Annotated in this window: 16 protein-coding genes; 7 read left to right on the forward strand and 9 right to left on the reverse strand. The window is 73.2% G+C overall.

What is annotated here, in order from left to right; all coding sequences use genetic code 11:
- Positions 1-61 precede the first annotated feature (61 nt).
- A complete protein-coding gene (gene dnaA, locus DVA86_RS13290) occupies positions 62-1,708 on the reverse strand; it encodes a chromosomal replication initiator protein DnaA (RefSeq protein ID WP_425470979.1) in 1,647 nt (548 codons plus the stop codon).
- 21 nt (positions 1,709-1,729) lie between these two features.
- Here dnaA and DVA86_RS13295 point away from each other — a divergent pair, with 21 nt between their 5' ends.
- The 4 genes from DVA86_RS13295 to DVA86_RS13310 all read left to right on the forward strand — a co-directional run bounded on the left by DVA86_RS13295 (position 1,730) and on the right by DVA86_RS13310 (position 13,631).
- Positions 1,730-7,756 carry an amino acid adenylation domain-containing protein gene (locus tag DVA86_RS13295; protein ID WP_245996539.1) on the forward strand — a complete coding sequence of 2,009 codons (6,027 nt, stop codon included), beginning with the start codon at positions 1,730-1,732 and terminating at the stop codon, positions 7,754-7,756.
- A 7-nt stretch (positions 7,757-7,763) separates the two neighbouring features.
- Entirely contained in the window at positions 7,764-8,969 is a 1,206-nt protein-coding gene (locus tag DVA86_RS13300) for a cytochrome P450 (protein WP_208878378.1), read from the forward strand.
- Positions 8,970-9,148: 179 nt separating this feature from the next.
- Entirely contained in the window at positions 9,149-10,420 is a 1,272-nt protein-coding gene (locus tag DVA86_RS13305; protein WP_208878379.1) for an NAD(P)/FAD-dependent oxidoreductase, read from the forward strand.
- Positions 10,421-10,448: 28 nt separating this feature from the next.
- Positions 10,449-13,631, forward strand: coding sequence for a non-ribosomal peptide synthetase (locus DVA86_RS13310; protein ID WP_208878380.1), 3,183 nt, complete (start codon positions 10,449-10,451; stop codon positions 13,629-13,631).
- A 42-nt stretch (positions 13,632-13,673) separates the two neighbouring features.
- Here DVA86_RS13310 and DVA86_RS13315 read toward each other — a convergent pair whose 3' ends face one another.
- On the reverse strand, positions 13,674-14,318 hold the full coding sequence (locus DVA86_RS13315; protein WP_208878382.1) for an FMN-binding negative transcriptional regulator: 645 nt from the start codon (positions 14,316-14,318) through the stop codon (positions 13,674-13,676).
- 289 nt (positions 14,319-14,607) lie between these two features.
- Here DVA86_RS13315 and DVA86_RS13320 point away from each other — a divergent pair, with 289 nt between their 5' ends.
- Positions 14,608-15,927 carry a lysine N(6)-hydroxylase/L-ornithine N(5)-oxygenase family protein gene (locus DVA86_RS13320; protein WP_208878383.1) on the forward strand — a complete coding sequence of 440 codons (1,320 nt, stop codon included), beginning with the start codon at positions 14,608-14,610 and terminating at the stop codon, positions 15,925-15,927.
- Positions 15,928-15,998: 71 nt separating this feature from the next.
- Here DVA86_RS13320 and DVA86_RS13325 read toward each other — a convergent pair whose 3' ends face one another.
- Positions 15,999-16,223: an MbtH family protein gene (locus tag DVA86_RS13325; protein WP_208878384.1), complete on the reverse strand. Its 225-nt coding sequence runs from the start codon at positions 16,221-16,223 to the stop codon at positions 15,999-16,001.
- Positions 16,224-16,671: 448 nt separating this feature from the next.
- Here DVA86_RS13325 and DVA86_RS13330 point away from each other — a divergent pair, with 448 nt between their 5' ends.
- Positions 16,672-17,523 carry a DUF4097 family beta strand repeat-containing protein gene (locus DVA86_RS13330; RefSeq protein ID WP_208878385.1) on the forward strand — a complete coding sequence of 284 codons (852 nt, stop codon included), beginning with the start codon at positions 16,672-16,674 and terminating at the stop codon, positions 17,521-17,523.
- A 431-nt stretch (positions 17,524-17,954) separates the two neighbouring features.
- On the forward strand, positions 17,955-19,523 hold the full coding sequence (locus DVA86_RS13335; RefSeq protein ID WP_222623317.1) for an MFS transporter: 1,569 nt from the start codon (positions 17,955-17,957) through the stop codon (positions 19,521-19,523).
- Positions 19,524-19,619: 96 nt separating this feature from the next.
- On the opposite strand, the gene DVA86_RS13340 is transcribed toward DVA86_RS13335, so the two are convergent.
- The 6 genes from DVA86_RS13340 to DVA86_RS13365 all read right to left on the reverse strand — a co-directional run bounded on the left by DVA86_RS13340 (position 19,620) and on the right by DVA86_RS13365 (position 25,597).
- The gene (locus DVA86_RS13340; protein ID WP_208878388.1) at positions 19,620-20,276 is read right to left on the reverse strand and encodes an HD domain-containing protein; all 657 of its coding nucleotides are present in this window, start codon (positions 20,274-20,276) and stop codon (positions 19,620-19,622) included.
- Between the two features lie 204 nt (positions 20,277-20,480).
- The gene (locus DVA86_RS13345) at positions 20,481-21,209 is read right to left on the reverse strand and encodes a sulfite exporter TauE/SafE family protein (RefSeq protein WP_208878390.1); all 729 of its coding nucleotides are present in this window, start codon (positions 21,207-21,209) and stop codon (positions 20,481-20,483) included.
- 2 nt (positions 21,210-21,211) lie between these two features.
- Positions 21,212-22,684 carry an NAD-dependent succinate-semialdehyde dehydrogenase gene (locus DVA86_RS13350; RefSeq protein WP_208878391.1) on the reverse strand — a complete coding sequence of 491 codons (1,473 nt, stop codon included), beginning with the start codon at positions 22,682-22,684 and terminating at the stop codon, positions 21,212-21,214.
- Positions 22,685-22,809: 125 nt separating this feature from the next.
- On the reverse strand, positions 22,810-23,730 hold the full coding sequence (locus DVA86_RS13355) for a hypothetical protein (protein WP_281279285.1): 921 nt from the start codon (positions 23,728-23,730) through the stop codon (positions 22,810-22,812).
- Positions 23,727-24,632: a PfkB family carbohydrate kinase gene (locus DVA86_RS13360; protein ID WP_208878392.1), complete on the reverse strand. Its 906-nt coding sequence runs from the start codon at positions 24,630-24,632 to the stop codon at positions 23,727-23,729. Before DVA86_RS13360 ends, DVA86_RS13355 begins: the two co-directional genes overlap by 4 nt.
- A gap of 152 nt (positions 24,633-24,784) precedes the next feature.
- On the reverse strand, positions 24,785-25,597 hold the full coding sequence (locus DVA86_RS13365; RefSeq protein ID WP_208878394.1) for a DeoR/GlpR family DNA-binding transcription regulator: 813 nt from the start codon (positions 25,595-25,597) through the stop codon (positions 24,785-24,787).
- Positions 25,598-25,710 lie beyond the last annotated feature (113 nt).

Raw genomic sequence — 25,710 nt, forward strand, 5'->3', positions numbered from 1 at the left:
TGCGGCGGGCGCGTAAGCGAGCGCGCGGCGGCCATGCGGCGGGCGCGGTCCCGCGTACGCGTCAGGCGTTCTTGATGCGGTTCGTGAGCTCGGTGACCTGGTTGTAGATGGACCGTCGTTCGGCCATCAGCGCGCGGATCTTGCGGTCCGCGTGCATCACCGTCGTGTGGTCGCGGCCGCCGAACTGGGCGCCGATCTTCGGCAGCGACAGGTCCGTCAGCTCACGGCACAGGTACATCGCGATCTGCCGCGCGGTGACGAGCACGCGGCTGCGCGAGGAGCCGCACAGGTCGTCCACGGAGAGGCCGAAGTAGTCGGCGGTGGCGGCCATGATGTCGGTTGCGGTGATCTCCGGTGCCGCGTCCTCGCCGCCCGGGATGAGGTCCTTGAGGACAATCTCGGTGAGGCCGAGATCCACCGGCTGCCGGTTGAGGCTGGCGAAGGCGGTGACGCGGATGAGCGCGCCCTCCAGCTCCCGGATGTTGCGGGAGATGCGGGACGCGATGAACTCCAGTACCTCGGGCGGTGCGTTGAGCTGCTCCTGCACCGCCTTCTTCCGGAGGATCGCGATCCGGGTCTCCAGCTCGGGCGGCTGAACGTCCGTGATGAGGCCCCACTCGAAGCGGTTGCGGAGCCGGTCCTCCAGGGTCATCAGCTGCTTCGGCGGCCGGTCGGAGGACAGCACGATCTGCTTGTTGGCGTTGTGCAGCGTGTTGAACGTGTGGAAGAACTCCTCCTGCGTCGACTCCTTGCTGGCCAGGAACTGGATGTCGTCGACGAGCAGGATGTCCATGTCGCGGTACCGCTTGCGGAACGCGTCCGCCTTGCCGTCGCGGATGGAGTTGATGAACTCGTTCGTGAACTCCTCGGAGCTCACGTAGCGGACCCGGGTGCCCGGGTAGAGGCTGCGGGCGTAGTGCCCGATGGCGTGCAGCAGGTGGGTCTTGCCGAGCCCCGACTCCCCGTAGATGAACAGGGGGTTGTACGCCTTCGCGGGCGCTTCGGCGACGGCGACCGCGGCGGCGTGCGCGAAGCGGTTGGAGGCGCCGATCACGAAGGTGTCGAAGAGGTACTTCGGGTTGAGCCGCGCGGTCGGTTCGCCGGGCCCGGTCGCGGGCGCGGGCTGGGCGGCCAGCGGGCCGGGGGCGCCGGAGGGCGCGGGCAGCTGGCTGGGGCCGTCGTAGCGGGGGGCGGGCGGCTGGCCCTGGCGCGGGAGCTGGACCTGGTGCTGCGGCTGTTGGGGCTGCTGTTGCTGCTGGGGCGGCGGCGAGTGCTGCTGCTCGTACTGCTCGTACGTGGGGCGCTGCTGCGGATGCTGTCCGGGCGCCTGCTGGTCGTAGTGCGGGGGGTCGTACCGCTGCTGCTCGTACGGCTGGTGCTGGTGCTGCGGCTGCGACGGGTACGGCTCGTGGCGCTGCTGCTGCCAGGGCTCCGGCTGGTGCTGCTGCTGGTGCTGGGGCGGCTGCTGCTGGTGGTGGTGCTGCGGAGGCGGCGGGCCGCCCTGCTGGCCGCCGGGCGGCTGCGAGTAGTCCTGGTACGCGGAGCGCTGGCCGGGCAGCTCGGGCGCGTCGTAGCCGCCCTCGCGCTGCGGCGGCCCGGACGCGGCCGGCGGCGGCCCGCTCTGCTGCGTGGCCTGGGGCGCGGGCGCGGGGGCTGTGGCGGCTTCCGTATCGAGCCCGGCGAGGTCGAGGCCGCGCTCTGCGCGCACCCGGGCGTCGCGCAGGCCGTCGTGACCACGCACAAGGCACGGGAGGGCGGCGGCACACAACTCGTCGGCTACGTCGTCCCCACCGAACACGAACCCGACCTCGCGGGCAGCGACGACATCGACCTCACGGCCGGATTCTCGGCCGGTGAACTGCGCAGGTTCGTGTCCGCGCGCCTGCCGGAGTTCATGGTGCCCGCGTCGTACGTGCTGCTGGAGCGGCTGCCGCTGGCACCCAACGGCAAGCTGGACCGCGCCGCGCTGCCCGCCCCGGACATGACCGGCGGCGAGTACCGCGCACCGCGCAGCGCGGCCGAACGGGTCCTCGCGGGCGTCTACGGAGAGGTGCTGGGCCTCGATCAGGTCGGCATCGACGACGACTTCTTCGCCATCGGCGGCGACTCCATCCGCTCCATCCAGGTCGTCTCCCGCGCCCGCGCGCACGGCGTCGAGGTCACCCCGCGGCAGATCTTCGACTGCCGTACGGTCGCCGAACTCGCCGAGATCGCCGTCGACAGCGCCCGTACGGGCGGCGCACCCGTCCTCGAGGAGCTGGAGGGCGGCGGCACCGGCTGGATGCCGCTCATGCCGATCGCCCGCTGGATGGGCGAACTCGGCGGCGGCAACGACCGGTTCTCCATGTCGACCGTGGTCGATCTGCCGGCAGGCGTGGACCGGGACGGGCTGCTGGCCACGCTCACGGCGGTGGTGGACCGGCACGACATCCTGCGCTCCCGGCTGACCAGGGAGAACGGCGGCGGGCTGCACGTCGAGCCGCCCGGCTCCGTCGACGTGGGCGCGCTGGTCCGCCGTGTCCCCTGCGACGGTGACTGGAACGAGCGCTGGCAGGAGCGGGCAGCGGCCGAACTGGACGCCGCCACCGGCCGCCTCGACCCGGCCGCCGGGACCATGGCCCAGTACGTGTGGTTCGACCCCGCAGACCCCGCAGACCCCGAAGACGCAGGACGGGGTGGCCGCCTCCTCCTCGTCCTGCACCACCTCGCTGTCGACGGCGTGTCCTGGCGCATCCTGCTGCCCGACCTCGCCGCCGCCTGGGAGCAGGTGCGCGAGGGCCGTACGCCCGCACTCCCCGCCGTCGGCACCTCCGTACGCCGCTGGGCCCACGCCCTCGCCGAAGAGGCAGAGCGCCCCGGGCGGGTCGCCGAACTCCCCCTCTGGCAGCGCGTGGTGGACGGCCCCGACCCCCTGATCGGCTCCCGGCCGACGGACCCGGCGGTGGACGTGATGTCCACGGTGGACAGCGTCTCGCTCACCCTGCCGGCCGCGACCACGGATGCGCTGCTGACGGCGGCACCGGCGGCATTCCGCGCCGGTGTGGACGACGGGCTGCTCGCCGGGCTGGCGCTGGCCGTCGCCCGCTGGCGGCGCGACCGCGGCGTGGACGAGTCCTCGGCGCTCGTACGGCTGGAGGGCCACGGCCGTGAGGAGGGCGCGGCGCCGGGCGCGGACCTGTCCCGTACGGTCGGCTGGTTCACCAGCATGTTCCCCGTACGGCTGGACGTCGCGGCGTGCGACACCGACGAGGCGTTCGCGGGCGGGCCGTCCGCCGGGCGGGCACTCAAGGCCGTCAAGGAGCAGCTGCGCGCCATCCCCGACAAGGGCATCGGCTACGGCCTCCTGCGCTACCTCAACCCCGAGACCGCAGCCGCCCTCCGGCCGTGCCCCACCGGGCAGATCGGCTTCAACTACCTGGGCCGGTTCTCCGCCGAGGACATGCCGGAGAATCTGCGCGGCCTCGGCTGGACGGAGGCTCCCGACGCGGTCGGGCTGCTCGCCGACCTGGACGCGGACATGCCCGCGCTGTCCACCGTCGACGTCTCCGCCTACGTGCTGGACTCCCCGGAGGGCCCGCGGCTGAGCGCCCGTATCGGATTCCCCACGGGCGTACTCGACCGCGCCGAGGTCGCGGAGCTGGCCCGGCTGTGGACCGCCGCGCTCGACGGCCTCGCACGGCACGTCAGCGCGCCGGACGCGGGCGGACTCACGCCGTCCGACCTGCCGTTGGCGGCCGTGACGCAGCGGGAGCTGGAGGGCTGGGAGCAGCACTACCCGGGCCTGTCCGACGTGTGGCCGCTGACGGCCACCCAGTCCGGGCTGCTGTTCCACAGCAGGCTCACGGCCTCGTCGTTCGACGCGTACCACACGCAGCTCGTCTTCCATCTGTCCGGACAGGCCGACCCGGAGCGGATGCGCGCCGCGGGGCAGGCGCTGCTGGACCGGTACCCGAACCTGCGTGCCGCCTTCGTGGACGACGCCGACGGCGAGCAGCGGCAGCTGATCGCGGACGGCGTACGGCTGCCGTGGCGCCACGTCGACCTGAGCGCCCTCGCCCCGGCGGACCGCGACGAGGCGCTGGAACGGCTGCTGGCCGACGACCACGCCGACCACTTCGACCCGGCGACGCCGCCGCTGCTGCGGCTCACCCTGGTCACGCTGGGCCCGGACCGCGCCGAACTCGTCTTCACCGCGCACCACGTGCTGTACGACGGCTGGTCGCTGCCCCTGCTGATGCAGGACCTGCTGCGGCTGTACGGCACCGGCGGTGACGGCTCCGGGCTGCCCCGCGTACGCGGCTACCGCGACTTCCTGGCATGGCTCGCCGCCCAGGACCACGACGCCGCGCACACGGCGTGGGCGCGCGAACTGGAGGGCGTCGAGGAACCGACGCTGGTGGCACCCGACGGGCACGCCGCCCAGGACGGCATCGGGCAGGTCGACGTACCGCTCGACGCGGAGGTCTCCCGCACGCTGACCGCACGCGCCGGCGAACTCGGCATCACCCTCAACACCCTCGTGCAGGGCGCCTGGGGGCTGCTGCTGGGGCAGCTGACGGGGCGGGACGACGTGGTGTTCGGCACCACCGTGTCCGGCCGGCCGCCCGCCGTGCCCGGGGTGGACTCGATGGTCGGGCTGTTCATCAACACCCTGCCGGTGCGGCTGTGTTACACGCCCCGCGAGACCCTCCGGGACCTGCTGACCGGCCTCCAGCGGCGGCAGGCCGCGCTGATGGACCACCACCACGTCGGGCTCACCGACATCCAGCAGACCACGGGGCTGGGCGCGCTGTTCGACACCCTCGTCGTCTACGAGTCGTACCCCATCGACCGTGCCGGGCTGAGCGACGCCCACACCACGGCCGAGCTCGCCGTCACCGGCATCCGCCCCACCGCCGGCACCCACTACCCGCTGATGCTGGCCGGCGCGTCCGACCCGCAGCTGCGGCTGGGACTCCAGTACCAGCACAGCCTGTTCGACGAGGCGGAGGCCGGCCGGCTCGCCGCCCGGCTCGGGAAGGTGCTCCGGCAGATCGCGGCCGACCCGGACACCCGGATCGCCGCACTCGACCTGCTGGACGCGGAGGAGCGTACGGCGCTGCTGGACGGCAACAACGCGCCCGCCGTACGGATGCCGGAGACGACGATCCCCGCGCTGTTCGAGGCCCAGGCCACGGCGGCGCCGGAGGCGGTCGCGGTGGTGTGCGGCGACACGTCGCTGACGTACGGGGAGCTGAACGCGCGCGCCAACCGGTTCGCCCGGCTGCTCCTCGCGCACGGGGTCGGCCCGGAGAGCCTGGTGGGCATCCGGCTGGACCGCTCGGCCGACCTGGTCACCGCGATCCTGGCGGTGCTCAAGGCGGGCGGCGCGTACCTGCCGATCGACCCCGACTACCCCGCCGACCGCGCCCGTTGGATGCTCGAGGACGCGCAGCCGGTGCTGCTCGTCACCGGCGGCGCGGACGGTGCGGAGGCTTTCCCGGCGGACGCCGCCGGGGCGGTGCCCGTCGTGGACATCTCCGCGCGCGACGCGTACGACGCGCTGGACACCGCCGACGTAACCGACGGCGAGCGGCCCGCGCCGCTGCGGCCCGCCCACCCCGCGTACGTCATCTACACCTCCGGCTCGACCGGCCGCCCCAAGGGCGTGGTGGTGCCGCACCGCAACGTGAGCGGGCTGCTGGCGGGCACCGACGACGCGTTCCGGTTCGGCCCGGACGACGTGTGGACGCTGTTCCACTCCTACGCCTTCGACTTCTCGGTGTGGGAGCTGTGGGGCCCGCTGCTGTACGGCGGCCGGCTGGTCGTGGTGCCGTACACCGTGTCCCGCGCGCCCGCGGAGTTCCTCCGCCTGCTGGCGCGGGAGAGGGTCACGGTGCTCAACCAGACCCCGTCGGCGTTCTACCAGCTGGTCCAGGCCGACGCCGAGCAGCCAGGCACCGAACTGGCCCTGCGCTACGTCGTGTTCGGCGGTGAGGCGCTGGACCTGCGGCGGCTCGACGGCTGGTACGAGCGGCACGCGGACGACGCGCCGGAGCTCGTCAACATGTACGGCATCACGGAGACCACCGTGCATGTCACGCACATCCCGCTGCGCGCCGACTCCGCGGCGCGGCACGGGGCGGACGCCATCGGCGGCGCCGTCCCGGGGCTGCGTGCGTACGTCCTCGACGCCGCCCTGCGGCCGGTGCCGCCGGGCGCGGCCGGGGAGCTGTATGTCGCCGGGTCCGGGCTGGCACGCGGCTACCTCAACCGGGCGGGGCTGAGCTCCGAACGGTTCGTGGCCTGCCCGTTCGGGGCGCCAGGCGAGCGCATGTACCGCACCGGCGACCTGGCGCGGTGGACCGGGGACGGCATGCTCGGCTACCTCGGGCGCGCCGACGACCAGGTGAAGATCCGCGGCTTCCGCATCGAACTGGGCGAGATCGAGGCCGCGCTGGCCGCGCACCCGGCGGTCGGGCAGGCGGCGGTCACCGTCCGGGAGGACACGCCGGGCGACAAGCGCCTCGTCGGCTACCTCGTACCGGAGGACACGCCGGTACGGGAGGACACGCCCGTACGGGAGGACGCCCCCGTACGCGACGACGTGCCCGTGCCCGACGGCGCGACCGCCTCCGACGGCGCGGCGCCGCTCGACACCGCCGCCGTACGCGACCACCTCGCCGGGCTGCTGCCCGACTACATGGTCCCGGCCGCTCTCGTCACCCTCGCGCGGCTGCCCCTGACACGGAACGGCAAGCTCGACCGCCGCGCGCTCCCCGCGCCCGACTACGCGGGCGCGGCCGCCGGCCGCTCCCCGCGCACCCCGCAGGAGGAGGTGCTGTGCGGGCTGTTCGCGGAGACGCTGAACCTCGAACGGATCGGCATCGACGACGACTTCTTCGCCGCCGGCGGCCACTCGCTGCTCGCCAACCGGCTCGTCGGCCGCATCCGTACGGTCCTCGGCGTCGAGGTGCCCATCCGCGTCGTGTTCTCCTCGCCGACGGTCGCCGCGCTCGCCGCGTACCTGACCTCCGGCGACGACACGGCCGGCCCGACCGACCCGTTCGGGGTCGTCCTGCCGCTGCGCACCGGCGGCGACGGCGACCCGCTGTGGTTCATCCACCCCGGCGTCGGGCTGTGCTGGGCGTACCTCGGCTTCGCCCGGCACCTCGACGACCGGCCGCTGTACGGCATCCAGGCCCGCGGCTTCGACGGCACCCGGCCGCCGGAGACCGTCGATGCGATGGTCGCCGACTATCTGGAGCAGATCCTCGCGGTCCAGCCGCAGGGCCCGTACCAGCTGCTCGGCCACTCACTCGGCGGCACCCTCGCGCAGGCGCTCGCCGCCGAACTCCAGCGGCTCGGCCACGAGGTGAAGCTGCTGGCGCTGCTCGACTCGGTGCCCAGCCCCTGGTTCGCCACCAGCGACGCGTCGCTGGCGCTGGCCGAGGCGCAGGAGTTCTTCGAGGGCTACCTGCCGTCCGCGGCCGGACAGCACGACGACGACCGCGCGTCCTTCGTACGGAACGCCTCCGAGATCATCGTGCAGCACATGGCGATGATGAAGGACTACAGCCAGCCCCGATACGACGGCGACGCGCTGTTCTTCACCGCGACGCTGCACCCGTCCGACACGTACGTGGGCGAGTGGGCGCCCTTCATCACCGGCGGCATCCGCGAACACGGCATCCACGCCACCCACATGGGCATGACCGAGCCCGCCGCCACCGCCGAGATCTGCACGGTCCTCAACCGCCACCTCAAGGGAAAGTGACACAGCCATGGTGACGCTCGCTGAACGCTGGGACCTGCGTCCGGAACACTTCTGGATGCGCGACCGCCAGCCCGAGAAGCCCGTCGAGACCGACGAGAACGGCGTGCTCAACGTCTACGGATACGCCGAGAACCTCGCCGTCTTCGCCGACCCGAAGACGTACTCGTCCGACGTGACGCGCTTCTTCCTCGGAGACACCGAGACCGACGACTCCTTCAACGAAGGCACCCTGCTCCAGGCCGACCCGCCGGAGCACACCAAGCTGCGGAAGCTCATCAGCCGCTCCTTCACCGCCAAGATGGTCACCGGCCTCGAACCCCGGATCGAGTCCATCACCCGCGAGATCCTCGACGCGGCCGACGTGGACGGCCGGGGCGGGCTCGACCTGGTGGCCGAGCTGACGTACCCGATGCCCGTCATCGTCATCGCCGAACTGCTCGGCGTGCCCAGCAGCGACCGCGAACTGTTCCGCGGCTGGGTCGACCGCATGACCGACAGCGCCACCGCGCTGGCCTCCGACGAGCAGTCCGCCGACGCCGAGGAGCCCGACTCGCAGGCCGCGATGCGGCACGTGCCCGAGATGCTCGAGTACCTGCACGAGCACGTCGCCGAACGGCGCCGCAAGCCCCGCGAGGACCTGCTGTCGGCGCTCATCGCCTCCGAGGTCGACGGCAAGCGCCTCAGCGACGCCGCCGTGGTGAACTTCGCCAACGAACTCCTCGTCGTCGGCCACGCCACCACCAGCGCGCTGCTCGGCAACACCGTGCTGTGCCTCGACAGCCACCCCGAGGAGCTCGCCCGCGTACGCGAACACCCCGAGACGGCCGCCGCGGTGGTGGAGGAAGCGCTGCGGTTCATGAGCCCCATCGCCGCCTCGTACCGCGTGACGACCGCCGCCACGCAGCTCGGCGGTGTGGAGGTGGGCGCGGACCAGCTCGTCGCGCTGTGGCTGGGCGCGGCCAACCGCGACCCCGGCCAGTTCCCCGACCCGCACCGCTTCGACCCCACCCGCGACCCCAACCCGCACCTGGCGTTCGGCCGCGGCATCCACTTCTGCCTCGGCGCGCCGCTGGCACGGCTGGAGGGCCGGCTGGGGCTGAACATCCTGCTGGAGCGCTTCCCGAAGCTGCGTACGGACCCCGACAGCGCGCCGGTGTTCTGGGAGCTCCCGCACGTGATCGCCACGTCCAGGCTCCCGCTGCGAGTGGACTGACGCCGCTTTTCATGTTCGCTCGCCTCCGGGCGCTTGTACCCGGTGTCGACGCTCCTCGACTCTGCGCTCGTTCCTCGCTTGGTCTCATCGCTTTCGACACCGGCGCGCCCTTTGGCTCGCTCACCCCCTCAGTCCGGTGGTCCGGTCCGGCCTCGGCCGGCGCACGACAAGGAGTCCTCGTGTACGACGTGATAGTGGTCGGTGCCCGCTGCGCCGGCTCCCCGGCCGCGATGCTGCTCGCGCGTGCCGGCTACCGGGTGCTGCTGGTCGACAGGGCCCGGTTCCCCAAGGACACGCTCTCGACGCTGTACATCCACCAGCCCGGCGTCGCCCTCCTCGACCGCTGGGGCGTGCTGCCCCAGGTGGTGGGCACGGGCTGTCCGCCCATCGACAAGGCGCGGTTCACCCTCGGCGACATCCGGCTGGAGGGCTGCTCGTGGCCGGCCGGCGACGGGCTGCGTGCCGCGTACGGACCGAGGCGCCGGCTGCTGGACGCCATCCTGGTGGAGTCCGCCGTGGCGGCCGGCGCCGAGTTCCGCGAGAGCTGCTCGATGCAGGGCCTCGTGCACGACGACGACGGCCGCGTCATCGGCGTACGCCTCGGCTCCGCCGCGCGCGGCGCCGCCGTCGAGTACGCGCCTCTCGTCATCGGCGCCGACGGCATGCGCTCGACGGTGGCCGCCGAGGCCGGGGCCGCGACCGAGATCGAGGACCCCACGGTGTCCTGCGCGTACTACAGCTACTGGTCCGACCTGCCGCCCCAGTTCCGGCTGTACGAGCGGCCCGGCGGCTGGGTCGGCACGGTCCCCACGAACGACGGGGCGACGCTGGTGGCCGGCTACTTCCCGCAGGAGCGGTTCGCCGCGATCCGCGGGGACGCGCTGGCGGCGCTGCTCGACAACGTCGCCCGTACGGCGCCCGACCTCCGTGAGGAGATGGCCGGCGGCCGCCAGCTCGAACGCCTCTACGGCACCGGCGACCAGCGCAACTTCTTCCGTACGGCGGCCGGGCCCGGCTGGGCGCTGATCGGTGACGCCGGGCACCACAAGGACTCGATCACCGCGCGCGGCATCACGGACGCGTTCATCCAGGCGCAGCTGCTCACCGACCGTATCGGCGGACTGGGCGACGCCCTGCGCGATCCGGCGCGGCTGGACGCGGCGCTGGAGCGGTTCGCCGCCGAGCGGTCCGAGGTCCTGCTGCCCGACTACCGCAGCACCCTCAAGACCGCACGGCTGGACCCGCGTCCGCACGAGAGGGAGATGCTGCGGGCCGTCGCGACCAGCCCCGAACTCACCGACCGGTACTTCTCGACGCTCTCCGGGGTCTGCCCGATCGACGAGTTCGTCACCCCGGAGCTGCTCGACCTGATGGAGCAGCAGGAGCAGCAGGAACCCCGGCAACAGCGGGGCCCCCAGGACCAGCAGGACCAGCGCGCGGACGCACCGTGACGCCGACGGACGCGAAGGGAACAGGCAGATGACCGACGGGACGAGAGACGCCGGCGCGCTCTCCCCGGTGCAGGAGCGCATGTGGTTCCTGGACCAGCTCGACCCCGGCTCGTCCGACCGCACCACGGTGTTCGTGTGGCGGCTGCGCGGAACGCTGCGGCAGCGCGCGCTGGCCCAGGCGCTCGCCTGGCTGACGGGCCGGCACGAGCCGCTGCGCACCACGTTCGGCGCGGTGGAGGGCCGGCCGCGGCAGACGGCGGGGCCGCCGCCCGCCGCCGTCGAGCCCGAGTACACCGACCTGGAGCCGCTGCCCGCCGCCGACCGCGCCCAGCGGGTGGAGACGCTGCTGCGGGAGGCCGCGCGCAGACCGTTCGACCTGGCGGCCGGCCCGGTGCTGCGCGCACGGCTGCTCCGGCTCAGCGCCACCGAGCACGTACTGGCCCTGATCACGCCCGCGCTGGTCGCGGACCGGGGCTCGCACGGCGTGCTCACCCGCGAGCTGGGCGAGCTGTACGCGGCGGCGCGGGAGGGACGCCAGTACCGGCTGCCGGAACTCCCGCTGCGCCACGCCGAGTTCGCCGCCCGGCAGCGCAAGCGGCTGACCGACGCGGAGCTGGCCCGCCAGCTCGACCACTGGCAGGAGCGGCTCGACGGCGCGTCCCCACTGCGGCTGCCCACCGACCGGCCGCGCCTCGCGGGCGGCACGGACAGCGGCGACGGTACGGGGGACAGGGCGGGGGCGCGGCACGAGTTCGCGCTCCCCGGTGACGCCGTACGGGATCTCGCGGCGCTGGCAGGCGAGCACGGCGGCACCCTCTTCACCGGCCTGTTCACGGTGTGCCAGGTGCTGTTCGCGCGCTACACCGGACAGCAGGACCTCACCGTGGGCACCGTCGCCGACGCCCGCGGCGGCCCCGAACCCGCCGCGCCGGTCGGCCCGTTCGCCAACCCCGTGGTGCTGCGCGGCACCGTCGGCGGCGATACCCCGTTCCGCGAGCAGCTCGCGCGCAACGGCGACACCGTACGGGACGCCCTCGCGCACCAGGACGTGCCGTACGGGCGACTGGCCGACGCCCTCGGCGGCCGCGGCGAGGACGGCCGCGACCCGCTGATCGCCACCTCCGTCGTGCTGTACGAGGCGCACGGGACGCCCGTCCGCGACGGCGGGCTGGCCTGGCACCCGGCCGCGCCCCCGTACGTGCCGGGCGGTGCGGAGCTGTGCGCCGAGTTCACCGAGACGGCGCCAGGCGACGTGGCGTGCTCCCTCGCGTACGACAGCGACCTGTTCGACGCCGCCGGCATCGAGCGGCTCGGCCGCAACCTGGTCGTGCTGCTGCGCGCCGCCGTCGCCGGGCCCGGCCGCGCCGTCGGCGAACTGCCGCTGCTGGACGAGGAGGAGCGCCGCGTACTGATGACGGACTGGGGCGTCAACCGGTCCCCGTACCCCGACGGCACGTGCATGCACGAACTCGTCGCCGAGCACGCGCGCCGGCGGCCCGGCGCCGTGGCCGTCGTACACGGCGACGCCGCCATGACGTACGGCGAACTCGACGCGCACGCCAACCGGCTCGCCCGGCTGCTGGCGGCCGAGGGCGTACGGCCCGGCTCGTTCGTCGCGGTGTGCCTGCCGCGCGGGCCCGGCCTGTTCGCCGCGCTGCTGGGCGTGCTGCGCGCCGGCTGCGCGTACCTGCTGCTGGACACCGACTACCCGGCCGACCGGCTGGAGTTCATGATCCGCGACACCGGCGCGGTGCTCTGCCTCACCGAGAGCGGGCTGCTCGGCAGCCTCCCCGAGGAAGGCGTCACCCTGGTGTGCCTCGACGAGCGGGAGACGGACGTCGCGGCGCTGCCCGCCGGACCGCCCGGCGTCGAGGTCACCTCGGACGCCGGCGCGTACGTCATCTACACCTCCGGCTCCACGGGCACCCCGAAGGGCACCGTCGTCACGCACCGCGCGTTCGTACGGCTGCTGCGCGACGCCGACTACCTCACCCTGCGCGAGGACGACGTCTCCGGGCAGGGCGCCGACGTGACCTTCGACGCGGCGGCCTTCGAGATCTGGGCGCCGCTGACCGCCGGTGCGCGGCTCGTCGTCATCGACAAGCACACGCTGCTCGACCCCGCGGCGCTCGTCGCGCTGCTCGACGAGCAGGGCTTCACCACGCTCTTCCTGACCACGGCGCTGTTCAACCAGGTCGTCGCCGAGAACCCGCGCGCCTTCGGCTCGCTGCGCACCATGCTGTTCGGCGGCGAGGCCGTCAACTCCCTGCGGGTCGCCCAGGTGCTGGACGCGGCGCCACCGGAGCGGCTGGTGCACATGTACGGGCCGTCCGAGACCACCACGTTCGCCACCTGGCACCTCGTACGGGAGGCCGATGAGCACCGTCCGGTGCCCATCGGGCGGCCCGTCGCCAACACCACGGTGCACGTGCTGGACGAGCGGCTGAACCCGGTGCCGACCGGCGTGACCGGCGAACTCTTCGTCGCCGGGCCCGGCGTGGCACGCGGCTACATCGACCGGCCGGAGCTGACCGCCGAACGCTTCCTGGGCAACCCGTACGGCCGGGGCGGCCCGGACGACCGCATGTACCGCACCGGCGACCTCGTGCGCTGGACCGGCGACGGCACGCTGGTGTACGTGGGGCGGGCCGACCATCAGGTGAAGATCCGCGGCTACCGCGTCGAGCCCAGCGAGATCGAACGGGTCCTCCAGCAGCACCCGGACGTCGACGCCGCGATGGTGGTGGCGTCGGCCGCGGAGGGCGGGCACAAGCGGCTGCTCGGCTACGTACGGCCGCACGACGGGCGCCGCCCGGACCCGGACGGGCTGTGCGGCTTCGTCGGGGAGCGGCTGCCGGACTTCATGGTGCCGGCCGCCGTGGTCGTGCTCACGGAGTTCCCGCTGACGCCGAGCGGCAAGGTCGACCGCGCCGCGCTGCCGGTGCCGGAGAGCGGCGGCACGACGGACGGCGCCGGTGCGGAGCCGCGTACGGACGCGGAGCGCGCGCTGGCCGCGATCTGGGCCGAGGTGCTGGGGGTCGAGCGGGTCGGCGTGAACGACAACTTCTACCAGCTCGGCGGCGACTCCATCCTGGGCGTCAAGGTGGTCGCGCGGGCGCGGAAGGCGGGCCTGTCGATTTCGGCCAAGGACGTCTTCCGCCGGCAGACCATCGCCGAACTGGCCACCGCGGTCGCACCGGTGAGCCCGTAGCGGCCGGCCGGCGGGCCCGCGCGAAGGCGGGCCCGCCGCCGGTCAGGGCAGCCGCTCCATCAGCTGCGCGGTCTCACGGTGCCTGCCGCACGGCCGCTCCGCGAACGAGCGCCGCACCCGGTCGCGTACCTCGGGCGCCTGCTCCTGGCTGAGCTTGAACATGCCCTCGGCCCCGGTGACCCGGATGCGGAACGCGCCGACGCCGGGCACCATCGAGCGGAAATAGTCCACCGATTCGGACATGTCCCAGTCGGTGCCGTGGTCCCGCTCGTAGGCGCGCACGGTGGCGCGTACCACCTCCAGCGTCTCCTCCAGTGAATCGATCTTCTCGGCCACTCCGTGCACATGCACCGACGTGAAATTCCACGTCGGTGCCGCAGGCGATTTCGCGTACACCGTCGGGGACACGTAGGCGTGCGGTCCCGTAAACGTCGCGAGAATCACACTGCCGGATTCCAGTGCGCTCCAGTGCCGGTTCTTTCTGTTCATGTGGCCGAGCAGCGTGGCACCCGCCAGGTTCTCGGTCCAATCGTGTGTCATCGCCGGATCGGGGATGACGGGCAAATGCGTCGCGAACGGGCCGGCCGCGGCAGTTCCGTTGGTGACGAACGTCGCCAGCGGAAAGCGCCGGATAATGTCGACCATCCACGCGGTGTCCGGTTCACGGTACTGGTCAGGGACGAACATGGCTGCTCAAGTCCTTTCCACGGGTAGCGACTTGATGTCCTGTCGCCGGGACATGATTCGGCGCCCGCGGCCCTCGGTGCAAGGCTTCTTTCCGGCGGCCCGCCGGAATTCGGCGGCGGGCCCGCCAGCTCTTGAACCGATCGATAAGGCGGTCTACGTTGTCCGGACGGAGTTTTATCCGCCGCCGTGCGAGAGCAGCACCGCCGGAAGGCGCGCCCTCGAATCTCCGAGCCGATTCCCAGAGTCACAGCAAAGTGAGATCACAGCTACGCCAGCGGGAGAATTCTCTATGGTAACTCGTGGATCCGAGACGTATGACGTCGCCGGTATAGGGTTCGGTCCCTCCAACCTGTCGCTCGCCATCGCGCTCCGAGAACACCCTGACCGCACAACGGCGCGCGGCGCGTCCGGTGAGGGGGTCAGCGCCGCATTCTTCGAACGACAACCGGCCTTCGGATGGCATCGCAACATGCTGCTGCCGTCGACGACGATGCAGGTGTCCTTCCTCAAGGACCTCGCGACGTTCCGGAACCCGACGTCCGACTTCAGCTTCGTCTCGTTTCTGCACTCCTCGGGACGGCTGCCGCAGTTCGTCAACAACCAGGACTTCTTCCCGACCAGGCACGAGTTCCACCAGTACCTGGAGTGGGCCGCGGCACGCTTCGCGGACGACGTCTCGTACGGCTCCGAGGTCGTCTCGGTACGCGAGGCGCCCGGCGACGGCACCGGCCCCACCGAGCACCTGCTGCTCGACGTACGGGACGCGCTCGGCGACGTGACCCAGCTCCGCGCCCGCAACGTGGTGATCTCCACCGGCCTGGTGCCGCACATGCCGTCCGGCGTCGCGCGCGACGAACGGGTCTGGCACAGCTCGGAGTTCCTCGACCGGTACCGCCGCATGGACCCCGGCGAGCTGCGCAGCGTCGCGGTGGTCGGCGCCGGCCAGAGCGCCGCGGAGATCACCCGGTTCCTGTACGACGAGCTGCCGCACGCCGACGTGCACGCGATCGTCCCCTCGTACGGCTACTCCATCGCCGACGACACCCCGTTCGCCAACCAGGTCTTCGACTCCGAGGCCGTCGACGACTACTACTTCGGCACCGACCAGACCCGCGAGGCGTTCTGGCGCTACCACCAGAACACCAACTACTCGGTGGTCGACGACGACGTGATCCGCGCGCTGTACCGCCGCTCCTACGACGAGCAGGTGCGGGGCACGTCACGGCTGCGGTTCCTCAACCTGACGCGGGTGAGCGGCGTGAAGCGGGAGGGCGCCGAGACTCGTATCTCGCTGCACTCGCACGTCGGCGGGCGGCCGAGCGAACTCGACGTCGACGCGCTGGTCTGCGCCACGGGCTACGACGGCATGGAGCCGACGGGCCTGCTGGGAGAGCTCGACCGGCACTGCCTGCGGGACGACGCCGGCCGCTACCGCATGGAGCGCGACTACCGCATCACCACCACCCCCGAACTGCGGTGCGGCATCTACCTCCAGGGCGGCACCGAGCACACGCACGGGCTGACCTCGTCGCTGCTGTCGAACATCGCCGTACGCAGCGGTGAGATCGCCGAGTCGATCGTCCTGCGCCGCCCGGTCGGGGTCGGATGACACACCGGAGACACACGAACGGGGCCGGTACTGCCACCAGTACCGGCCCCGCTCGTCTGCGCGTGCGGGCGTCAGCCCGCGGCCGCCGCGGCCATGGCCTCACGCAGGCTCCTGGGCCGCAGGTCGGTCCAGTGGGCCTCGACGTAGTCCAGGCACTCCTGCCGGCTGCCCTCGCCGAAGGCGACGTCCCAGCCGGCGGGTACATCGGCGAAGGCGGGCCACAGCGAGTGCTGCTCCTCCTCGTTCACGAGCACGAAGAAGCGGCCGTTCTCGTCGTCGAATGGATTTGTACTCACAAGCAACTCCAGATTCTCCGTCGGAAAGCTGCAGAAGTCGCCCCGAAAAGAGATGTGCAGGGTCGGCGGCGGTTCTCCGATGGTATCCGGGGCCGGACCGCTGGGCGAGAAGTTCGGGCCGCGCCGGGAAATCGCGTGAGGCGGCGGCCGAAAACCGACGGCGCATGCGCGGGAACCGGCGCGAAAGGGGGCGCGGGGGCGACCGGAAGGGCTGGGATCAGCCTCCAGTGCGCCAGCGTAGGCCGGTTGTCACCTTGTTATGGCGTCACAGTAGCGCCACAGTGGCGTTATGCCGCCTCTCGCTTGTGCCGTCACGACCGGTCTCCACGACATCCATGCCTCCGCCGGACCGAGCCCTGGCTCCGATCCGCCGACCGGCGCCCGGGCGGGCGGTACGCCGCCGCGCCATGACGCCCCTGTCGGCAGGACACCCCAGGAGACCCGCGCCATGCACATCTTCGACACGCCCGCCCCGATCCGTGCCGTGCTGGAGATCGGCCTCGGCGACGCCTGGATCATCGCCGGCGAGCGCGACCACACCCACGTCGGCGTGCATCCCAGCGACCCGTGCGACCCCCGGGACGTGACCACCGCCGAACGCACCCGCGTCGAGTACGCGCACGGCCGGCTGCTCGTCATGTCGCCCCGCCCCAGCGGCTCCATCGGCACCGGCGGCGCGGTGACCGCGGTCATCGAGCTGCCCGCCGGGTCGAGCCTGCACGGGCACGCGGCGGCGGCCGACTTCCGGTGCGAGGGCCGGCTCGGCGACTGCCGCCTCACCAGCGACTACGGGCACATACGGCTCGACAGCACCGACGCTCTCCGGCTCACCGCGGACTTCGGCGATGTCACGGTGGAACGCGCCCGGGGCCCGGTCGACATCGCCGCGCACTCCGGCGAGCTGTGCGTACGCGAGATCGACGGCGACGCCGTGGTCAGGCGGACCAGGGGGAGCACCTGGATCGGCGAGATCACCGGGGAGCTCTGCGTGCAGGCGTCCGACGGGCCGGTCTCGGTGGGCCGCGCGCACGCCGCCGTCGAGGCGCGAACCGGCCGCGGCGACATCCGCATCCAGGAGGCCGTACGCGGGCCCGTCCTGGTGGACACCGCCTCCGGCGAGGTCGACATCGGCATCGCGGAGGGCGCGCCGTCCCATCTCGACGCCACCTCCGAGCGCGGCACCGTCTACCGCTCCCTCGACACGTTCCAGGCGACCGCCGGAGCCGCCGCCGATGCCGTACGCGTACGGGCGCGCTCCGTCTCCGGCGACATCGTCGTCCGCCGCTCCGCACTGCCGTGAGAGCTGCGCGCCGCGTTTGACCTGCGGCGTTTCCGGCTCCGCGAACGGCGCCGCCGGATCTGGCGGTGAGCTTGGCCGGATCCGACTTCCGGTGGAGCCATCGTTGTGCCATCATGGCGCCGTGGGTCGAGCCACGGCCCAGCGGATGATCGCCCCCCGTCGTTCATCCGCAGGGTCGCGCGCGGCTCGGCTACGAGCCGGGCCGCGTGGCAGCCCCGGACACCTCCCATACGGACGGTGTCCGGGGCTGCGACACCAGGCCCACGGTGCCGGACCTTCGCCACTTGACGCCACCGGCCACTCGACCCCGCAGGTTATCCAAGGAGATTGTGATGAGTGACTCGACGTTGGAAAATTCCGACCCCCCACCCAACGCCGCGGATTCGGAGAAAGCGAAGGCTCCCGTAGGCGCGTGGCTCAGCCTGGTGGCCGTGGCACTGGGAATCATGGTGGTCCAGATCGACGGCACCGTCGTGGCCGCCGCCAACCCCATGATCGCGACTGATCTCGAGGCCACTCCCGGCCAGATCCAGTGGGTCACCACCGGATATCTGCTCGTTCTGTCGGGTCTGCTCATTCCGGCCGGCACGATCGCCGACAAGATCGGCCGCAAGAAGGCGTTCCTCATCGGGGTCGGCGGCTTCTCGCTGGCCTCACTGCTGTGCGGGATGGCCGGCAACATCGAGATGCTGATCGCCGCCCGCGTCGTGCAGGCGGTCTTCGCCTCGCTGCTCGGGCCCGCCGGGCTCGCGGTGCTGAAGGCGTCCTTCCCGCCGGCCAAACTCCCCGCCGCGCTCGGCATCTTCGGGGCGGTCACCGCCATCGCGATGGCCGGCGGGCCGATGCTCGGCGGCGTGCTCGTGGAGTACGCGAGCTGGCCCTGGGTCTTCTACATCAACCTGCCGTTCGGCATCATCGGCGTGCTCGTCGGCCTGACCGTCATCAAGGAGTCCGCGCAGCGCGGGTCCGACCCGCTCGACATCCCCGGTGCGGTCACCCTCACCGCGGCGATGGTCAGCGCGGTGTGGGGCATCACCGGCGCCCAGGACGACGGCTGGGCCTCCGGCAAGACCCTCGGCTTCGTCGCGCTCGGCGTCGTGCTGCTCGGCGTGTTCGTCCTGATCGAGGCCAAGAGCCGGAAGCCCATGATCGAGCTCAGCCTGTTCAAGGACCGCTCGGTCTCGGTCGGTCTGCTGCTGATGATCGTGACGATGCTGGCGTTCTTCGCGATCGTCTTCTACCTGATGTTCTACCTCCAGGGTGTGCAGGGGAAGAGCGCCGTGATGGCCTCGGTCGCCCTGCTGCCGCTGACCGCCGTGTTCACCGTCGCCTCGCCGCTGGCGGGCTGGGCGACCGGGAAACTCGGCGTCAAGGGCACCCTCGTGCTCGGCGCGGCGCTGCTCTTCGCGGCCCTGATGCTGTTCCGCCCGATGGAGGTCGACACCTCCGGCTGGGAGCTCGCACCGCCGCTGGTGCTCTCGGGCTTCGGCGCGGGCTTCATGATGGTGGCCGCCATCCAAGCCATCGTCGGCAACGCCCCGGTGGAGAAGGCGGGTGTCGCCTCCGGCATGCAGCAGTCCATGCAGCAGCTCGGCGGCACGCTCGGCATCGCCGTCTTCGGCAGTCTGCTGGCCTCGTCGGTGAGCTCCAAGTTCCCCGACGAGCTGCGCGAGGAGTCCGCCGGCCAGGCCGCCTCCGCGGTCGACGTGGTCGCCGAGAACCACGGCGTCCACGAGAGCGTCGCCCTGGGCTTCCCGCCCTCGGCGCAGGACGCCATCGCGGAGGACCTGACCGCGGGCGGCATGCGGGCCGACCAGGCCAACGAGTTCGTCGACTCCGTGACCCGGGTCGCGCACCAGACGTTCGTCGACGGCATGCACATGGTGTTCACCGTGTCCGCCGGGCTGGCGGTCGTCGCGGGCCTGCTGGCGCTGCTCGTACGCAACTCCAAGCCGCAGGTGGAGGAGGCGGACGCACCGGAGGTCAGCCTGCACGTGTAACCGCGCCGACCCTGGCGCAGCCCCCCATGACGGTGGTCTCCCGGCCCGCAGCCGGGAGACCACCGTCGTCCGTGTCCGTACGTCCGCCGCGGCCCGTCAGTCTCCGGGCGCGGCGCTCCTCGACCAGCCCCGTGCCTCGCCCTCGTCGATGAGGCGCCGCGCGGCCGCCCACAGCGGGCCGGACGCGTCCCCGATGAGCGCCTTGCGGGCGCGGACGTCGTCCGCGGTGACGCCCGGCGTACGCCAGGTGCCGCCGCGCGCCATCCAGTTGAGCAGCAGCGGCTGCAGCCGGTCCATGGCCTTGGCGAACCTGGCCTCCGGCGTGCGGCGCTCCTCGAACTCGTCCCAGAGCGCCCGCATGCGCCGCGTCTGGTCCGCCGGGAGCAGCGCGAACAGCTCGTCGGCCGCGGCGGCCCCCCGCTCCTCCTGGTCGAGGCCCGCGGCACCGTCGTACAGCGGGGTGTCGCCCGCGTAGATCTCCACGAGGTCGTGCAGCAGCACCAGTTGAACGGTGTGGCCCACGTCGACGGGCTCGTCGGCGTGCTCGGCGAGGACCGCGACCATCATCGCCAGGTGCCACGAGTGCTCCGCGTCGTTCTCGCGGCGGTCCGCCGCGGCGAGCGGCGACTGGCGGAGGACGGTCTTCAGCCGGTCCACCTCCACGAGGAAGGTGAACTGGGCGCGCAGTCGTGCGTCGAGGTCGTCGGGGAAGGGCGTCTTGTCCGCGAGGAGGCTACGGGGTTCGTCGTCCATGGCGCTCATGGTGGCACGGCCTCCGCCCCCACCAAGCCCGTCCGGCGTTCGAGGACGGCCCCCGGCCACGACCGGCCTGCGTGGTGGCCACGCCGCTGTGCGGCCCGGCGCCGGGCCGTGGCCGCTCCGGGCCGTCCTCAAACGCCGGACGGGCTGGAGGTGCCGGGCGGGCTGGAGGTGCCGGGCGGGCCGGAGTTGGGCCGGTCACCACATCAGGGCGCCGCGCAGGACGGCGGCCAGCCCGCCCAGGATGGCGACGGCGATCATGAGCCGCCGTACGAGCGCCGGGTCGACGCGGGCGGCCAGCCACTCGCCGGCGACCGCGCCAGCCAGCACCAGCACGGTCGCGGCCGTCAGCCCGGCGGGGCCGATGTCGGGCGGGCCCTTGGCGGCGACGGAGACGACGTTGACGAGCAGCAGGTAGCCCTGCGCGGTCGCGACGAACCGGCGCATGTCCCAGCCCTCCGCCAGCGCGTGCACGGTGATCATCGGCCCGCCGAGCCCGGCGGTGACGTTCATGAAGCCGGACATCGCCCCGGCCGCCACCGCACCCGAGCGGCCGCGCAGCGCAGTGGCCCGCGTGCTGAACCGCACGAGCACCATCGCGGCCACCGCCAGCGAGCCGACCCCCACCAGCAGCACCGGTTCCGGCAGCGCGGCGACCACGGCGGCGCCGGCGGGCACCGCAGCCAGGCCCGGTACGGACAGCCAGGCCAGCCGCCGCCAGTCCAGCGCGCGCCAGGTGCGCAGAAGTACGAGCGCGCACAGCACGGCGGACAGCAGGTTGGCCAGCCCGACGCCGGTCTTCGCGCCCAGCACCAGCACCAGGAACGGGGCGGCCACCAGGGCGAAGCCCAGGCCCGTGGCCCGTTGCGTGGCGGCCCCGGCCAGCACTCCGACGCCGGCCAGTGCCGGCAGTACGAGGGAACCCACCGCTAGAGCCCCAGCGAGAGGTACCGCGGCTCGGTGAACTCGGCCAGCCCGTCCGCCGCGCCCTCCCGCCCCAGCCCGGACTGCTTGTTGCCGCCCATCGGCGCGAACGCCACGCTGGGCAGCGCCTCGTTGACGCCGACGACGCCCGCCTCCAGCCGTTCGGCGAAGGTCCAGGCGCGGCCGAGGTCGCGTGCGTAGACGTACGCCGCGAGCCCCATCTCGGTGGCGTTGGCCAGCCGCAGCGCCTCGGCGTCGTCCGCCACCCGGAACACGGCGGCGGCCGGGCCGAACACCTCGGCGGACGCGAGCGCCGCGGTGGGCGGTACGTCGGCGAGCAGGGCGGGCGCCAGGAAGCAGCCGTCGTCGGGCACCGGCCGTTCGGCGGTGAGCAGGGTGGCGCCCTCGGCGCGCGCCGCGTCGACCAGGCCGCGTACGGCGGCCACGCGCGCGGGGTCCATCAGCGGCCCGAGGTCGGGGCAGGGTTCGGCGAGGCCGTCGCCGACGGTCAGCTCACCGGCCCGGCGCGCGAACTCCTCCGTGAACTCGTCGTAGACGTCCGCGTGTACGAGGAAGCGGTTGGCGGCGATGCAGGACTGCCCGGTGTTGCGGAACTTGGCGAGCAGCGCGCCCTCCACCGCGGCACCGACGTCCGCGTCGCCGAGCACCACGAAGGGGGCGTCGCCGCCGAGTTCGAGCAGCGGCCGTACGACGCGGCGCGCGCACTGCTCCATGATCAGCTTCCCTACGGGGGTGGACCCGGTGAAGCTGGCGACGCGTACGGCGGGATGGTCCAGGACGGTCTCGGTGACGGGCGCGGCGGGGCCGTGCACCAGGTTGAGCACGCCGTCGGGCAGCCCCGCGTCCGTCAGGCAGCGGATGAGCTCGGTCACGGCCAGCGGCGCCTTCTCCGAGACCCGCGCCACCACGGTGCAGCCCGCGGCGAGCGCGGGCGCGAGCTTGCGGGCCTGGATGGAGCAGGGGAAGTTCCACGGGGTGAGGCTCGCGACGACGCCCGCAGGGCGGCGCAGCACCACGTGCCGGCGGCCCGCGGCCTCGTGCGGCGGCACGGTGCCGTCCGTACGCCGCGCCTCCTCGGCGAACCAGCGCAGGTACTCGGCGGAGAACGCGATCTCCCCCTGCGCCTCCGGCAGCCGCTTGCCCGCCTCGGCGGCGAGCAGCGGGGCGAGTTCGCCGGACCGCTGCCGGATCAGCCGGGCGGCCTCCAGCAGGATGTCGGCCCGGTACCGGGCGGTGGTCTCCGACCAGCCGGCGAACGCGCGGGCGGCCGCGTCGCACGCGGCGGAGGCGTCCCGTACGGCCTGGCCGGCGTCCGGGAAGCCGACGTGGCCCACCAGGGCCCCGGTGCCCGGGGCGTGTACGGCCAGCCGCTCGTCCCTGCTGTGCCACGCCCCGTCGATCAGGACGGTGGGCGCGCTGTACGGCGTGCCGTGCGGTGTGCTGTTCGGCGTGCTCATCGGCGATCTCTCCTTCGTTCCCACGCGGTCGTCGCGGTCGTCGCGGTCGTCGCGGTCGTCGCGGTCGTCACGGCTGTCCGCACGGACGTCACGGCGGTCACGGACGTCACGGATGTCACGGCGGTTCAGCCGGCCTTCGCGGCGACCGTCTCGTCCACCACGTCCACCAGGCGCCGCAGCCGCGGCACCGCGTCGTCGCGCAGCGCGCGCCCGGCGTCCGGTGCCCCTATGCAGTCCCGCCACACGGCGCGCCCGGCGAGGAAGCCCGACGCGCCGGCCTCGCAGGCCAGCCGTACGGCGCGCGGGAACTCGTCGGCGGGCACCCCGGAGGAGAGCACCACCCACGGGGAGGCGAGCGCGGCGCCGAGTTCGGCGCACCGCTCGCGTACCTCCGCGTCGCTGCCGCGGCCGCCGAGCGGGACCTCTCCCTTGTACAGGTCGGCGCCCAGGTCGCCGAGCTCACGGGCGGCGGCGAGCACTCCGGCGGTGTGGTCCCAGGCGGCGCCGGAGCGCGGGGCGCGGGACACCGGCTCGATGATGCTCGCCAGCCCGGCGTCACGGCAGCGCCGCACGAAGCGCCGCACCATGTCCGTGCGTTGCCCGGGGGAGCCGTCCGGGCGCCAGATGACCAGCAGCTTCATGGCGACGGCGCCCTGTGCGCGTACGGCGTGCGGGTCCACGTCCTCGTCGATCACCGCGTCCGTGACGACCTCGCCGTGCCCCGGTACGAAGCGGTCGGCCGCGGCGATCAGCCCGCAGCCGGGGGCCACGGCCCCCTCCCGTACCAGCGCGTCGAGGCAGAACTGCCGGTCGGCCAGCACCCCGGAGGCGTACGGCGTGAGGGTGCGGGCCGCCGCCGTCTTGAACGCCGTCAGCGTCCCGTCCGGCACCGACTCCAGCACCCGCGCGGGCACCGAGCCGTCCGGCTCGGGGGCGGCGTCGCCGGCGAACATCAGCCGCATGGCCTCGCGCTGGTCGACGGCGAGCATGGCCAGCGCGCCGGAGGGGCGGGCGAGCGCCGACAGGTCGTAGGCGGGGAGATTCACTCGGACTCCTTCACGTCACCGGACGGTGCGGTGACCTCGTGGCGGCCGGGGATCGCGGAGCGACCGTCGACCGCGCGGCAGGACAGGGCGGCGACCTCACCGGCGTACGCCATCGCCTCGGGCAGCGGCAGGCCGCGTACGACGCCGGTGAGCAGCGCGCCGTGGAACACGTCGCCGGCGCCGAGGGTGCTGACCACCTCGACGGGCGGGGCGGGGACGCGGTGGACGGCGCCGCCGGCGTCGCGGCCGAGGGCGCCGCGCGCCCCGTCGGTGGCGACGACCTGCTCGGCGCCGGGCGCGGCGAGCAGCGCGGGCTCCGATCCGGCGGCGTCGGGGTGGCGGGCGGTGAGGCGGGCGAGGGTCGGCACGTAGAGCTGTACGTCGGCGGGGTCGCAGAGCGGCCCGGCGACGGGGTTGCCCTCGTCGACGGAGAGCCGGGGGCGCCGTTCCGGCGGCACGTCGGCGAGGAGCGCGGCGACGGCGGGCCAGCCGAGGTGGTCGGCGTGCACCCAGTCGGCGTTCCGTACGGCGTCGCGCGCCCCGGGCCCGAGCTCCAGCGCGGGTACGGGGAGGGTGCAGATGGCGCGTGCCGTCTCGCGGCGGCTGGAGATCACGACGCTGGCGGGCGTCCGTACGCCGGGGTCGATGTGGAGGTGGCGCAGGTCCACGCCCTCGGCCGCGAGGTCCGCCGCGACGGTACGGCCCTGGGCGTCGTCCCCGACGGTGCAGACCAGTTCGGGCCGCAGGCCCAGCCGTGCCGCGGTCACCGCGGCGGTTGCGGCGGGGCCGCCGCCGGCGTGCACCAGGTCGTCGGCGACGATCCGCTCGTCGGCCGAGGGGTGGTGGTCGACCACCGCGATGACGTCGGCGGTGGCGACACCGACGAAGACGACACGTGTCATGGTCACCGCCTGTCCGAATCCACAAGAGTCATGAAGGGAGTCTCACAAGGGGATGTTCTATTGTCAACATCAAGTGTTGAGAAACCATCATCGGCATCGCGAAGGGCCGCGGACAGGTCGTCTGTCCGCGGCCCTCCCTTACGCCCCGCTCGTCAGTCGCTCGCGCCCGAGGGTGCCGGCACGCCCTCCGCCACGCACACCCGTACGCCCGCCGCGGCCAGCGCCGCCGCCAGGCCGGCGGCCGGCTGCCGGTCCGTGACCACCGTGCCCACCGCGTCCAGCGGGCAGAGCAGCACCGGCGCGGACGCCTCGACCTTGGAGTGGTCCACCATCAGCACGACCTCGTCGGCTATGCCCATCAGCGCCTGCTTCGTGGGCCGCTCCAGGTCCGTGCTGACGTAGATGCCGCGCTCGTCCACGGCCGCCGCGCCCAGGAAGAACAGCCGCACCCGCAGCCGGGCCACGCCCTCCACCGTCATGGGCCCGACGAAGGCCCGGCTCTCCGGGTTGAGGTCGCCGCCGAGTCCGACGACGCGGGTCGGCGGCCGGCCCAGCATCTGCTGGAGCACGGGCACCGAGTGCGTCACCACCGACCCGGTGAACGGCTGCGGCAGCGCCGCCGCCAGCTCGCACGGCGTGGTCCCGGCGTCGATGGCGATCGCGTCGGCGGAGCCCACCAGCTCCGCCGCGCGGGCGCCGATGCGTACCTTGGCGTCGTGATGCGCGTCGGCACGGCCGGAGAAGGCCGGCACCTGGCTGCCCACCGGCAGGCTGACCCCGCCGCGTACGACCCGTACGAGCCCGTCCCGTTCCAGCAGCCGCAGGTCGCGCCGTACGGTCATGTCGGATACCTGCAGGTCGGCCGCGAGATCGCTGATCGACAGGAAGCCGCTGGCCTGGAGCCGGCTGAGAATCGCGTCCCGGCGCCCCGCGGCGGTGTCGTAGCGCGGCATGGCGTCGTTCATGCGCCCTCCTCGGTTCGGTGCCCACGGCGCGTTGTCGCGACACGTACATCGCCACCTTACTCACGCGCCGTATCGCTGTGGTTTCTCCCTGATGAAGCTCTTGACATCGCCAC

This window comes from Streptomyces armeniacus (assembly GCF_003355155.1).
GTDB lineage: Bacteria > Actinomycetota > Actinomycetes > Streptomycetales > Streptomycetaceae > Streptomyces > Streptomyces armeniacus.